At 38.9% G+C, this 14,229-nt stretch carries 15 protein-coding genes; 2 read left to right on the top strand and 13 right to left on the bottom strand.

Going from position 1 to position 14,229, the window contains the following annotated elements:
- Positions 1-172 precede the first annotated feature (172 nt).
- Positions 173-601 (bottom strand): hypothetical protein, encoded by a 429-nt coding sequence (locus F941_RS13910; RefSeq protein ID WP_005012542.1) that lies wholly within the window; start codon positions 599-601, stop codon positions 173-175.
- A 709-nt stretch (positions 602-1,310) separates the two neighbouring features.
- Complete coding sequence (locus F941_RS13905) at positions 1,311-2,540, bottom strand: DUF6161 domain-containing protein (protein WP_005012540.1); 1,230 nt, start codon at positions 2,538-2,540, stop codon at positions 1,311-1,313.
- A 194-nt stretch (positions 2,541-2,734) separates the two neighbouring features.
- Between F941_RS13905 and F941_RS13900 the strand changes: the two genes are divergently transcribed.
- Complete coding sequence (locus F941_RS13900; protein WP_004651289.1) at positions 2,735-3,058, top strand: ArsR/SmtB family transcription factor; 324 nt, start codon at positions 2,735-2,737, stop codon at positions 3,056-3,058.
- Positions 3,059-3,122: 64 nt separating this feature from the next.
- Entirely contained in the window at positions 3,123-4,163 is a 1,041-nt protein-coding gene (locus tag F941_RS13895) for a flavin-containing monooxygenase (protein ID WP_005012538.1), read from the top strand.
- Positions 4,164-4,222: 59 nt separating this feature from the next.
- Here F941_RS13895 and F941_RS13890 read toward each other — a convergent pair whose 3' ends face one another.
- The 11 genes from F941_RS13890 to F941_RS13845 form a co-directional block, all read right to left on the bottom strand.
- Positions 4,223-5,410 (bottom strand): MFS transporter, encoded by a 1,188-nt coding sequence (locus F941_RS13890; protein ID WP_018573141.1) that lies wholly within the window; start codon positions 5,408-5,410, stop codon positions 4,223-4,225.
- Positions 5,411-5,485: 75 nt separating this feature from the next.
- Positions 5,486-6,553, bottom strand: a complete 1,068-nt coding sequence (locus F941_RS13885; protein ID WP_005012535.1) for an ArsO family NAD(P)H-dependent flavin-containing monooxygenase — start codon at positions 6,551-6,553, stop codon at positions 5,486-5,488.
- Between the two features lie 101 nt (positions 6,554-6,654).
- Positions 6,655-7,608 carry a thioredoxin-disulfide reductase gene (trxB, locus tag F941_RS13880; RefSeq protein WP_005012533.1) on the bottom strand — a complete coding sequence of 318 codons (954 nt, stop codon included), beginning with the start codon at positions 7,606-7,608 and terminating at the stop codon, positions 6,655-6,657.
- Positions 7,609-7,625: 17 nt separating this feature from the next.
- Entirely contained in the window at positions 7,626-8,330 is a 705-nt protein-coding gene (gene arsH, locus F941_RS13875; RefSeq protein ID WP_005012532.1) for an arsenical resistance protein ArsH, read from the bottom strand.
- Between the two features lie 5 nt (positions 8,331-8,335).
- Positions 8,336-9,379 (bottom strand): ACR3 family arsenite efflux transporter, encoded by a 1,044-nt coding sequence (arsB, locus tag F941_RS13870; RefSeq protein ID WP_005012531.1) that lies wholly within the window; start codon positions 9,377-9,379, stop codon positions 8,336-8,338.
- A gap of 7 nt (positions 9,380-9,386) precedes the next feature.
- Positions 9,387-9,860, bottom strand: a complete 474-nt coding sequence (locus F941_RS13865) for an arsenate reductase ArsC (protein WP_005012530.1) — start codon at positions 9,858-9,860, stop codon at positions 9,387-9,389.
- Between the two features lie 6 nt (positions 9,861-9,866).
- Positions 9,867-10,187, bottom strand: coding sequence for a metalloregulator ArsR/SmtB family transcription factor (locus tag F941_RS16310; RefSeq protein ID WP_005012525.1), 321 nt, complete (start codon positions 10,185-10,187; stop codon positions 9,867-9,869).
- A gap of 57 nt (positions 10,188-10,244) precedes the next feature.
- Positions 10,245-10,679 carry an arsenate reductase (glutaredoxin) gene (arsC, locus tag F941_RS13860; protein ID WP_005012522.1) on the bottom strand — a complete coding sequence of 145 codons (435 nt, stop codon included), beginning with the start codon at positions 10,677-10,679 and terminating at the stop codon, positions 10,245-10,247.
- 167 nt (positions 10,680-10,846) lie between these two features.
- Positions 10,847-12,676 (bottom strand): ferrous iron transporter B, encoded by a 1,830-nt coding sequence (gene feoB, locus F941_RS13855; protein WP_005012521.1) that lies wholly within the window; start codon positions 12,674-12,676, stop codon positions 10,847-10,849.
- Complete coding sequence (locus tag F941_RS13850) at positions 12,666-12,920, bottom strand: FeoA family protein (RefSeq protein WP_005012519.1); 255 nt, start codon at positions 12,918-12,920, stop codon at positions 12,666-12,668. Before F941_RS13850 ends, feoB begins: the two co-directional genes overlap by 11 nt.
- A 10-nt stretch (positions 12,921-12,930) precedes the next feature.
- Positions 12,931-14,226, bottom strand: coding sequence for a cation efflux transmembrane domain-containing protein (locus F941_RS13845; RefSeq protein ID WP_005012516.1), 1,296 nt, complete (start codon positions 14,224-14,226; stop codon positions 12,931-12,933).
- Positions 14,227-14,229: the final 3 nt, after the last annotated feature.

The following is a 14,229-nucleotide window of genomic DNA, read 5'->3' as shown; positions in this document are numbered from 1 at the left end:
TGCTAAACGCAGTATTCACTGCTCAAACAAAATACTGCACAATTGCCTTTAATTATAAGCTTTTCTGGCTGCATTATTGGCAAGGTATAAACAGCACAGCAATTTCTCTGTTCAACAGCGCTCTCGATGCTGATGATGTTCACCATTAAGACCAAGAGCAATGCATACTCCTTTACTCTGTTGCTGCCAGTTTCTTATCAGTTTTTAAAGTTAATAGTTTATGGCTTTCGAGCAAATCATTCTCATCAAAAATAAATTCATAGGACATCTTTTGTCCATTAAATACAGTTTCTGCAGGCGTGCCAATCAGCTCCCACAAGCCCGCTGTAGCCACATCTGCAGCCCCATGCCAAAATGCGCGGCCGATTTTACTGGCGGTCGAATAGCCTTGCATAAAGGTATATATTTCATAGCGCTTGCCATTTTTAAATTCAGAAGTCACAGGTGCGCCAAACTCTGCAATGACAAGGCTTCTGGATACGCCCTGCTGAATCATTGCCGTATTCTTCTTTGTCGGCTGCTTGCTTGCCATTACCACAGCACAGCCTGATGTGAAACTTAAACTCAATACCAATCCAATGGCCCCAATAATTTTGTACATACAATTCCTTTATTCTTAACTAAATTATTCAATATATTTTTTATTTTCAGCTTAGCAAGCATACCCGCACATCTCAAATTATGCATTTGCTTCAAGATGAAAATTTCATTATTTTTCATTGATCATATGACTTTTTTCAATTCGATGAAAGCATCCTCTGCTATTTAAAATAGCGTAGCGTTAACCCTGACTGCGAACAATGCTTCGCGAAATCCGCCTATTTTATGATAGTATGACGGCCTATTTTGAAAGGGCATCTCCAGCCATTTCAATATACTCCCCAATTCAGTTTGATCCCCATTGTCCATTGCATTGTTTTCGAGGCATCATTTTTAATGACGAATCTTCATACCATTGAAAATAAACTTCATCCCCGCATTTCTGTTGCCCCGATGATGGATTGGACAATACTTAAAAAATAACTCAATTAATTCAACAATTTAAATTTTAAAATTAAATTAATGGTGTAAATTTGGTGTAAGAATCAATTATTAGATAAAAAACTAGGAATGTCTAAATTTAACTATTTGGGTGGGAAATAATAGCAAAAGTTCTGCGAGCCGCGACTTCTCTAGCTAATTGATCTTTAAACATAAGGGGAATCTTCAATATGTACACAGTTTTATACACAATTATAAATGTGTATCAAACCAGTTAAGTGATAACTTAAAATTGGCATATTTGTAGCAGATTTATTGAAATTATTGATCTAAGCTTTATTAGCCTTAGATATCAATCCTGCAATACCCTCTACACCCGGCATAGTTGGACCAGACTCTGAGGCAAGTAATCCTGTTTCAGCTCTACTAAATAAGGCCTGTAGGACAATTTTTCTTGATTCTTCATCTACATTTGTTTCATTACTTAATGCTAAATAAACATAAGCCAATTGCTGACGTTCTTCAGCATCGCGTTGCAAATGGAATGAGCTGAATACTAAACGAGAAAGTACTCTGATTGAAAAAACAAACATTGAAATAATCACAGCTAGTAATATTGCCCCCTGCAAACTGTGGAGCGAAAGTGCTATTTCCTGCCCTTTTAACCAGTGAGTAAATAAATAGCTAAAATAAGCAATACCTATTCCCAAAACTACCACCAAGAAAATTGACCAAATGATACCTTGGTTCTTAAGATCTTTTGCACGATTCTCCCAATATTTTGCAGGCTTTTCTAATCTTAATTTTTCGACGTACAGGTCCTCAAGTTCTTTATTTCTGTTGATTGCATGATCAGCCATTTCGTTAAAAAAATTAGAATGGTCTTGAATAGTTGAATTTGAACGTTCTTGATAATCAGCAATTCTATTTTCAAAATCTTTTTTTGATTCAATAGACCATTCAGAATATTGATCACAAAAGTTCTGAAATTCTTTAATCTGTTCATTTCTTTCGGACTCAAGTTCATTTCTTAAAGTACTGAAAGTTTTTTTCTCAGAATTTCTACGCTTAAACATTTGCGCATGATCTTGAAAGACAAACTCATAAGCCATGATCATTCCGATAAATGTATGAAATTGTTGGTTCCCCAATTCCACACGCTTATTCTTAATGGCATTCCAAAAAGCTATCCCCGAAGCTGTAGAATACCTATAAGCATTAATTAAAGCTTCAGTATTTGGATTTCCTCTGTAAATCCAATATGATCCACACCACTGTATAAATTGAGATTTATAACCTTCATAATTATGCATTAGCTGATCAATATTGACTGGGGGAGGATCCATACTCAAAGCATTTTCATAAGGTTCTAAATGAGTAAAAAGACGGTCAACTTGTTCAGGGAATTTGGAAAAATTTCCTGTAAGGTTTTCACCAATATCTTGTTTCTGCTCAGACCAAAATTTTTTTTCTAAATTAAGAAAATTCTTTAATTGCTGTAATGTTTCAAAATCAAATGGATTTCCGAAACTATCATAAAAAGTAATATTAAATTCCAAATTCAATCCCCCAAATTTTATTATTTAGCTTTTAAATCAAATTCTTATTAATATAAACCAGAACATATATGAATGAAATAAACTTTAATTTTGGTTTAAGTATCTACATTTCCCATTTCAATATGTGCGCAAATATACACATATGTATTTTATCGTGTTATCTTTAGGCCACGATACAATCAGACTTTATCCAAATGAATAAAGAACTCGCCATTGATTCCGCACTTAGCGTTCTCAATGACCCTCTTTTTAAGGCATTACAAGAACCTGCAAGACTTGCTGTGATTCGTCAACTTTTAATACTTGGTAAAGCAGATATCAGCCAAATTGCTGAAGACCTTCCTCAAGAAAGATCTGTAATATCGCGTCATTTACAAGTTCTACTCGATGCAGGAATTTTACGTGTTGAACGCGCAGGAAGGCATCGTATTTACGAAATCAATGGTTTAGAGATTATTCATAAGTTTGAAGCCATCTTGAAGGAACTGAAACTCATCATGCCGTATTGCTGTAACTAACTCTTTTTTTATCCAATATATGTATATATGTGCATATAAACACATTTAATACAGGTTCGATTTTATGAAAACAATAGAAACATTGGTCATTGGTGCAGGGCAAGCAGGTCTAGCGGCTGCATGGCATCTTAAAAAAAATCAGGTTAATTTTCTTATTCTAGAAGCAACTAATCAGATTGGAGGTTCATGGCATCATTATTACGACAGCTTAAAATTATTCTCTCCTGCCGCATATTCATCACTACCTGATTTCAGCTTTCCTAAAACTGCACATGCATATCCTCTACGAGACGAAGTAATCAACTATTTAAAATCGTATGCTGAAAAATTTAACTTTCCTATTCAGCTGAATGAAAGCGTCATAAGCGTTACTCCTAATGATCAAGGTTTTGAAGTCTTAACAAGACAAAACAATCGTTATCAGACCAAAACAATTATTGCTGCCTCTGGTGCATTTGCTAAGCCGTATATCCCTAAAATAAAAGGACTAGATAAATTTAAAGGAAAAATTATCCATAGTGCTTCATATCTGAATCCACAAAACTATATCAATCAAAAAATAGTCGTGGTGGGAGCCGCAAACTCTGCTGTACAAATCGCAGCTGAATTAGGAGCTTCCTCAAACGTTACAATTGCAAGCCGAGAGAAGATAAAGTTCTTCCCGCAGAAAATCCTAGGTATGGATTTTCACTGGTGGTTAAAATGGACAGGCTTAGAAAAAACACGATGGCTAAACGATCAAAGCACACCTGTCTTAGATGATGGAAGATACCGTGCGGCCCTGAAAAGCGGACTATTTCAGCAACGCGAAATGTTTACTGAAGTAGATGAATCTGGTGTCATTTGGTCAAATGGTGTAAAAGAAGAAATTGACACACTCTTATTTGCCACAGGATTTAGACCTAATGTTTCGTATTTAGATGGGTTAAAAGTGATTGATTCAAATCAAAACCTAATTCAGCGTAATGGAGTATCGGATGCACATTCAGGCTTATATTTTTTAGGCTTTCCTAAACAAAGAAATTTTGCATCAGCGACCTTACGTGGTGTCGGTGCTGATGCTGCCTATATCATGCCATTGCTATTGAAAGACTTGAAAAGTTAAGTTTTAAGTCAATCTTGAGTTTGTTGAAAGAAAACTCTATTGCTTCCATTCAATAGAGTTTACTCTGCCACTTTCTCCGCTTGTTGAACGGGTAATTTCAGCGTGCCAAGCAATGCGATAAAAACCAAAGCAGTTAAAATTATTAGTAAAATATTAATTCCCCACTTTTCAAGAATAAACGCAGAGATGAGAGGCCCAAAAGCCAGTGCAATCATGATAGGCCGACCTAATAAGCCCATTCTGGTTGCATAACCTTCTTGCCCAAATAAGGCGAGAGGTAACGTGCCTCGAATAATAGTAAGAATACCATTCCCTGCGCCATATAACGCCGCACCAAGCAAGGCTAAGACATATCCATCCGTGAACAAAAAAATGATGCCAAAGAAACTAATCAAGACCCCAACACGACTTGACCAACTTGGGTGCAAGTTTTTAAACAAAGAGAACTCAAGCAGCCTCGCTATAATTTGCGCGGGACCAATCATCATCCCAATCGCAAGGGCTGTTGATACACTAAAACCAATGGTTTTTAGCATCGATAATAAATGAACTGAAATTGTCGCCACAACAAAAGATTGTACCGTCAAAATAACGGCTACCAACATAAAGAGTCTATTACCTCCTTTATGTAGATTGGTTTGGCTATTGAGTTCTTTAGCGTGAGCTTCCGTGCTTTGCTCTTCTCTAGGAAGTAAAAAGTAATGCAACGGCAAACCGAGTAGCAGATGAAATAATGCAAGAATGAAGCAAGTAATTCTCCAACCGTATAAGCCTTCTAAAAATACGATGAGTGCCCATCCGATAGTACTGGCTAAGCCACCTAATAGTGTTACTCCTACTATAGCTGTTTTTGCATCTTGACCAAGTAATCGCCCCAAGGTTGAAAATGCAGCATCATATAAGCCAAAAGCCATACCAATACCGAGCATTGTCCATGCAAAATAATAAACCAATAGATGAGAGGAAAGCCCTAAACATAACAGTCCGATAGCGAAGAATATTGAACTAATAGAGAGTGCTTTTCTTCCACCAAATTGCTCGATAACCCGTCCAACTTTTGGAGAGCAAATACCTGTAACAATAAATCCCCAAGACAATCCTGCAATCACTAAAGTTAGAGACCATCCTGTGTCTTTGGCAATAAGATTAGCCAGTACTGCGGGTAGATAAAATGTAGAACTCCACGCAAGAATCTGCGTGAAGCCCATAACAGCAATGAGTTTGTATTTTCTTGAATGAAGTAACATCACAATAAAGAAGTATCCATAAAGTCTTGAGGGGCAATGCAAACCTTTCTATACACTGCCTTAAATGCATAGCTCTTAAACATTAGCCAAATAAGCAGCTATTTGATCTACCGTTGCTCTTGCTGTTCTAGAAACCCCAATGAGTGTTGCGGATGCCATGCCTGTCCATTCCCCATAGCCAACCAACCAAAGGTTATTTACTTTTACTGAGCGCCCATCATTCACAGCAACTGTCTGATCAGGCTCTACCACATCAAGACTTCTTAAGTGATTCAATGAAGCTTTGAACCCTGTACACCAAATCACAGCATCTACTGCTTGTCTTGTACCATCAGCCCAAACAACGGAATGCTCCTCAAATGAGGTAAAAGGCTCTCGACTATGTAGTACGCCACGTTCGCGGGCCTCTTTGACACTGTCTATCATGACAATATCACCCAGACCACCAACGGGTTGATCAATCACACGACCTTCCTGTTGGGCTTTTAAACGTTCAGTAGCCCGAAGAAATAAAACACGCCCATCAACATCATCCGATAAAAATTGAGGTGGTGTTACTGTGACCCAAGTGGTATCTGCAACTTTTGAGACTTCGGCAAGAATTTGTGCCCCTGAGTTACCACCACCAACTACAATCACTTTCTTATTGATAAAAGGCTCTGGATTTACATAATGTGCTGAATGCGTTTGTAATCCTTCAAATCGTTCATGTCCTTCATAATGCGGAATATAAGGCTGACTCCATGTCCCTGTCGCACTGACCACCGCTTTAGCTCGCCAATATTGATCGCCAGCATACACATCTAAATAGCCATCTTTTTGTTCGATATGATCGACATGAACTGGTCGAATAATTGGAAATTGATAGCGTTGCTCGTATGCAGACAAGTAGTCAATCACTTCATTTCGCGTTGGGTAGGTTTGTTCAGTTGTTGGCATAATCCAACCTGACAACGAACTCCAAGTATTTGGAGAAAAAAGACGAAGAGATTCCCAAGCATGTGACCATGCACCGCCCGCCTGAGATTGGTCATCTAAAATAATAAATGGAATTTTCTTACGTTTGAGGAAATAAGCTGTGGCAAGGGCTGCCTGACCGCCACCAATAATGACTACATCGACTTCAGCTTGTAATTGAGTCAAAGCTTCTCTCCTATTATTTATTGTCATAATCAAAATAACGCCCAGTCCGCTCAACAGACTGGGCGTATTTCATGCAATTTTCAAGCGTTTAAATGAGCCTTTCAATTGCTCAATTGATCAAGATACTTTTCGGCATCCAAAGCTGCCATGCAGCCTGAGCCTGCCGAAGTAATTGCTTGGCGATAAATGCTGTCCGCAACGTCACCCGCAGCAAATACCCCTGCCACAGAAGTTGCTGTTGCATTGCCTGAAGTACCACTTTGTACTTGAATGTAGCCATCACGTAGGTTGAGTTGGCCGTCAAACATACCTGTATTTGGTTTATGACCAATAGCAATAAATAAGCCCTGAACTTCAACGTCTTGTATGCTTTCGTCCAAAGTTGACTTCAAGCGAACTGAAGTAACACCAGTATTATCACCTAAGACTTCATCAACTTGATTGTTCCAAAGAATACTAATTTTGCCTTCTTTTTCTTTGGCAAAAAGATGATCTTGTAGAATTTTCTCTGAACGTAAACTGTCTCTACGGTGAACTAAGGTGACATGTTCAGCAATATTAGAAAGATAAAGTGCTTCTTCAACTGCTGTGTTACCACCACCCACGACCATGACTTTTTGATTCTTATAAAAGAAACCATCACAAGTTGCACATGCGCTGACACCTTGTCCCATGAATTTAGCTTCAGATTCAAGACCCAAGTATTGTGCTGTCGCACCTGTTGCAATAATCAGTGCATCACAAGTAAAGTCTTCCATGTCGCCTTTTAGCACAAATGGACGGACGCTTAAATCAACTTCATTGATATGGTCATACACAATCTCTGTACCAAAGCGTTCAGCATGGGCTTGCATTCTTTCCATAAGTGCAGGACCAGTTAAACCTTCTGGGTCGCCCGGCCAGTTATCTACCTCAGTGGTCGTTGTTAATTGACCACCAAGTTGTATACCCGCTATCAATGTAGGTTTTAAGTTTGCACGTGCTGCATACACAGCAGCGCTATAACCCGCAGGCCCTGAACCTAAGATCACTAATTTAGAATGTCTCTTTTGCATTTCTGATCACCTAAAGTTTATAAGCTACGTTGATTGACACGCTTAGATAATTCTTCTGCCGACTCTTTTCGCTCTGAATAACGGTCCGTGAGGTACTGACTCTGCCCACGCGTCAGTAGCGTGAATTTATACAGCTCCTCCATGACATCGACAATTCGATCATAGAAGGATGAAGGTTTCATCCTTCCATTTTCCTCAAACTCTAAAAAAGCTTTAGGAATAGACGATTGGTTCGGAATGGTGATCATCCGCATCCAACGGCCTAAAATACGCATCTGGTTTAAGCTGTTAAAAGACTGCGATCCACCACTGACTTGCATGAGCGCCAAAGTCTTGCCTTGGGTTGCACGAATTGCACCACCTGCCAGTGGAATCCAGTCAATTTGCGATTTGAAAATTGAACTCATTGAGCCATGACGCTCAGGCGAACACCACACCATGCCTTCTGCCCAAGCGAGTAAATCATGCAACTCTTTAACCTTTGGATGTTCAGTGTCCGCATCTTCAGGTAAAGGTAGCCCTTTAGGATGAAAGATTTTTACTTCGGCACCAAACTGCTCCAAGATACGTCCTGCTTCCATTACGGCCAAACGGCTGTATGAACGCTCACGGTTTGAACCATACAGCAGCAAAATACGGGGTGGATGATCCAATTCTTTAGCTTGTACCTTTTCTAAAGTCGGTTGATCCAAAAGATTCATATCTACATTTGGGAGAGTCATAGAAATTACACCTCTGCTTTAAAAAACTTTTTTCTGAGCCACAAAGACACACTGACTAAAGCAATCAACACTGGTACTTCAACCAATGGGCCGATTACCGTGGTAAACGCCACAGGTGAAGCTAAACCAAAAGTTGCAATCGCTACAGCAAGTGCTAATTCAAAGTTATTTCCCGCGGCAGTAAAAGAAATAGCTGTGGTTTTAGGATAATCGTTCCCCATCCATTTGCTCATGAAGAAGCTGATGAAGAACATCACGATAAAGTAAATCGTCAATGGAATCGCAATACGCAAGACATCCATCGGTAAGCTCACTACGTCGTTCCCTTTGAGACTAAACATCGCCACAATCGTGAATAATAAAGCCAGTAGACTCAGTGGACTGATCTTAGGTAAGAAGACATTTTGATACCAATCCAGACCTTTAGCTTTCACTAGAGTGAATCGCGTCATAAAGCCAAGGAAAAATGGAATTCCCAAATACACTAGTACCGCATGGGTAATGGTCCAGAAATCGACATTGATCACTTGCCCTGCAACACCAAAATAAGGTGGTAAGAAGGTCAAGAACAACCAAGCATAGGTACTGAAAAATAAAATTTGGAAGATACTGTTAAAAGCCACCAATGCAGCAACATATTGGTTATCCCCACAGGCCAAACCGTTCCACACCAAGACCATCGCAATACAACGAGCCAGTCCTATCAGGATTAAGCCTGTCATATACTCTGGATAGCTATGTAGAAAAATAATGGCTAATGCAAACATCAATACTGGTGCTATCACCCAGTTCTGTACCAAAGACAGAGTTAAGGTTTTTTTGTCTTTAAACACTTGTGGTAGCGCGGCATAATCCACTTTAGCTAATGGTGGATACATCATCAGAATCAAACCAATCGCAATTGGAATATTGACAGAATCCACACTCATTTTATCCAATGCCACTGAGGCTTGTGGAAAGAACACACCTATCGCTATTCCCACCCCCATCGCAATGAAAATCCATAGCGTGAGGTTACGATCTAAAAATGACAGTCTTTGTTGAGCCATGATGTTCTCATTCAATATCTGAGATGTGATTGATTGCAGCAATCAATTCAGCACGAGACATGTGCGCTGTATCCAGTGCAAATAACGCATCTAAACGACGATTGATATGGTCTACAGTCACTTGGAATGCTTTGAGCTTCTCTTCTTTCGGCAAGTCTAAATGCGAAGGATCAGCCAAGCCCCAATGTGCCTTGATTGCTCCACCTAAATACAGTGGACACGCTTCTTGCGCAGCCGAATCACAAACCGTAATCACTACGTCAGGTTGATATTGTTCACAATCATCAATGGTTTTACTCCATAACCCTTCAGTTGAAAGACCTAAATTTTCTAGAGTTTCAATGGTCAATGGATGTACTTGCCCTGATGGCTTACTACCTGCACTATATGCTTTCCAACCCTCTGGGGCACGACTATTAAACAGCACTTCTGACAGGATGCTACGGCAACTATTTCCAGTACATAAAAAAAGGAATTTCATCTTGTTCTACTCGCAATAACTATTGATTTGTTGAAATGATGGAGCAACTTTTGGCTGTAAATCAGCATTTTTAAGGGTGTTAAGTACGTCTATACACCAAGTGGGTAAATTGGGATTGAGACTGTAATAGACCCATTGTCCTTGACGTCGATCTTGTAAAAGACCAGAAGAACGCAGTAAGGCTAAATGCCGTGAAATCTTGGGTTGGCTCAACTCTAGTTTTTCAGTCAAATCACAAACACACTGTTCATTATTTCCAAGAACCAACATGACGATATTGAATCGCGTCTCATCAGCCAAACATTTAAAGAAATTGATTTGATCCATATTTTTACTCACTCAAACATATGGATATATCAATATTCACATATATCCATGAAATTTTTATTTCAATCGCTGCCCATTTGCATCTAGCACTTGTTCGCCGTCTTCTTTAGTAAAAGCACCCTTTTGTGGGAGTGGCAGAATTTCTAAAACCAGTTCTGACGGGCGACTTAAACGAGTTCCTAGTTCAGTCACCACGAATGGACGATTAATTAAAATTGGATACTGAAGCATAAAGTTAAGCAGCTGCTCATCCGTCCAATCCTCACGGTCCAACTCTAGATCAGAATAAGGATCAACATTCTTTCGAATTGCTTCTCTCACAGTTAAACCCGCATCCGCAATTATTTGAATCAGTGCATTTTTAGATGGTGGTGTTTCAAGGTAGTTAATGACTTCAGGTTCAATATTGGCATTACGAATTAACGCCAATGTATTGCGTGATGTACCACATTCAGGATTGTGATAAATTTTAACGTTTAGGGTAGCAGACATTTGCTCAAACTCAATTGAATCGTTATATATACTTATATACGAATAAACATATATATGCAATTCCAAATAAACCCGTTTTCATAATAAAACTTCTACTTCAAAATTCTAACTTTAATTAAGAAGATACAAACAGCGATAATTTCACCGCTGTTCGATATTCAACTTAACTATATGCGGCTAGCAATCTGATACGTAACAAAAGAGAAAAAATAAGCGAGTGAGAACAAATAGGCAGCCATAATAATTGGTTGTTTCCAACTACCTGTTTCACGCTTGATTGTTGCTAATGTTGCAAGACAATGAGGTGCAAAAATAAACCAAACCAAGAGTGATAAGCCTGTTGCAAGTCCCCATCCATCAGGCCCAGAAATTTGACTGAGCAGAGTTTGTGTGACTGTATCTTCATCCCCAGACATAGCGTAAATCACACCTAATGCAGCAATAATTACTTCACGGGCTGCCATTGCAGGAATGAGCGCAATACAAATTTCCCATGTAAAGCCGATTGGGGCAAAAATAGGGTGAATGATATGCCCCAATTGCCCTGCTAGGCTGTAATTAATTGCAGGCATTGTGGCGTTATCTGGTGGCTGAGGAAATGTTACGAGTACCCATAACAAAATTGATAAAGCGACAATAATTCCACCAACTCGCTTTAAGAAAATTGTTGCTCTGTCATATAGGCCTAATGCAACATTTCTAATATCTGGTAAACGGTAAGTTGGTAATTCAAAAATAAAAATACTTTCAGTTTTATCTTTTCGAACTAACTTTAAAAATAACGAAACCAATAGCGCAGATATGATTCCTGACATGTAAAGTCCGAACAGGACTAAACCTTGTAAGCTGAGCCACCCATAAACCAACTTATTAGGAATGAACGCGGCTATTAATAAAGCATATACAGGTAGTCGAGCAGAACATGTCATTAATGGCGCAATCATAATCGTTGCTAAACGATCTCGTTCAGAGCTAATACTTCTTGTTGCCATGACTCCAGGAATAGCACAAGCGAAACTGGAAAGTAATGGAATGAATGAACGACCGCTTAACCCTGCTTTAGACATAAGCTTGTCTAATAAGAAGGCTGCTCTTGGCAAATAACCCGATTCCTCTAAGATCAAAATAAAGAAGAAAAGGATAAGAATTTGGGGCATATAAGCTAGAACACTGCCTGCACCCGCAATCACACCATCAACAATCAAACTTCTTAATAATGGATGCGAAATCAAGGGGCCAATTGCACCACTTAGCCAAGTAATTGAGTCTTCAATAAAAGCAATGAAAGGCTGTGCCCAAATAAAAACGGCCTGAAACATGACAAACATGGTCAGCGTCAAAATTAGTAGGCCAAAGACAGGATGTAAAAATATTTTGTCTAAAAATGCAGTTCGTTTATCACCACTGTCATTTTTTAAAATAACTTGCTTAGTAATGTATTTAATCTGATCAAAATGATTTAGCTCAGAATAATAAGGTGCAACAAATAGATTTTTTTGATCTAACTGCGTTAATAGCTCCTGAATCCCTTTTGTTTTCACAGCGACGGATTCAACAACAGGCACTCCTAAAAGTTGTGATAGTTTTGAGGTGTCAATTGAAATTCCACGTTTTTTTACTTCATCCATCATATTCAAGACGAGTAACATCGGTCTATTTAACGCTCTGAGCTCTAGTACTAGGCTTAAATGAAGGTGAAGATTTGTAGCATCAACAACACAAACAAAAATGTCAGGTAATACTTCACCTTTTAGCTCACCGAAGCAAACAGCTCTTGTTACTTCTTCATCCAAGCTACTTGGTTTTAAACTATAAGTCCCCGGCAAATCTAATACTCGAACGGAATCTCCTGAAGGTAACTTAAAGAAACCTTCCTTACGTTCAACAGTCACACCCGCATAGTTTGCAACTTTTTGTCGAGTACCAGTAAGAGTGTTAAAAAGTGAGGTTTTACCACAATTGGGATTACCAATGAGTGCAATATTTTTAGTGTTCATTGATGATCTCTACAAAAATTCGTTCAGCTTCATTTTTTCTTAGGGCAAAGCGTGATGTTTCGATTTGAACTAAGATTGGATCGCCACCGAATAACCCCTTTTCAAGAACTTGTAGAGATTCCCCAACTCTAAAACCCAGTAACTCAAGTCTTTCAAGCACAGGGTCTTTGTTGGTGTATTGATCCCTTTTTTTGAGATCAACAATCTTTGCAAACTGATTTGGTTTCACTTGAAATAAGTTCATTATAAAAGTCCTACTTCAAGGCCAAAATCTTTCGAGCACCATTCAGCACGAATAAAGAAACAATAATTCCAATAATCAGGTCAGGGTAAGCTGAGCCTGTCCAAGCAACGAGTACTCCTGCGAGAATTACACCCATATTAACGATCACATCATTCGCTGAGAAAATCCAACTTGCCTTCATGTGAGCACCACCATCTTTGTGCCCAGATATGAGATATAAACAAGTGACATTCGCGGCAAGTGCAAACAAGCCGATGATAATCATGAGATTAGATTCAGGTTCACTACCAAACATAAAACGTCTAACGACATCAACAATAACAATTACAGCTAGTAAGAGCTGAATCCAACCAGCGAAGTGAGCTGCTCTAACTTGATATTTTGCTACTTTACCTACTGCATAAAGTGCAATGCCATAAACGGCAGCATCAGCAAACATATCCAGAGAGTCGGCGATTAATCCTGTGGAAGCGGCAATAATGCCACTAATAAACTCAATGACAAAAAGCACTGCGTTAATTGCGAGTAGTATTTTGAGAACTTTAGCTTGTCTAGTTGGATCAGGACTGTCAGGTAAAACTCCTGTTGATTCAACAGTACTTTCGAGCTTCGCTCCAAAACCAAGACCCTCAAGTTTCGTTGTGATTTCTGAGATTCCATCGGTATGGAAAACCTGTAACTTTCTATTTGGAAGATCAAAAGCTAAGGCTTTGACCTCACTTAGTGGTGCTAAAGCCATTCGCACCATTTGTTCTTCTGCGGAACAATCCATTTTAGGAATGATATAGGTGCTGGTCTGCTTCGAACTTTTGTTATCAATATAGGTTTCAGTTGAATTTAACTTTGCTCCAAAACCGAGTGCTTCAAGTTTTGAAGTAATTAAATTTGTATTGCCTTCATGCAAAACTTTTAGATTTCGATTTGGTAAGTCAAAAATTAAACTATTAACGCTTTCTAAAGAGGACAAAGACATTCTGACCATCTGTTCCTCTGCGGAACAATCCATTTTAGGAATGGTGTAATCGCTAATGAGAGTTGCTTTGCCTATTTCTTTATGTATGTCTTGTTGCTGATTACTTGTATCTGTTCCACAGCATGATTTAGCCTTTGTTGAACAAGGCTGACTACCACCACAAGCATCTACAGTGATCTGCTCTTTAGACACGCTAGCAATACCTTTATCACAACAAGACTTTTTATTTGTTTCAGTTTTTAAATCTGTACCACTACAAGAATCAGTTTCAGATATATTTTGTTTGGGTTTAGTATCGTCACAAGAACTTTCATTACAACCGCAACCACTCATGGA

This window comes from Acinetobacter bouvetii DSM 14964 = CIP 107468, assembly GCF_000368865.1.
Lineage (GTDB): Bacteria > Pseudomonadota > Gammaproteobacteria > Pseudomonadales > Moraxellaceae > Acinetobacter > Acinetobacter bouvetii.
The sequence above is the reverse complement of the archived record's forward strand: the minus strand, read 5'-3'. Positions and strand labels throughout refer to the sequence as shown.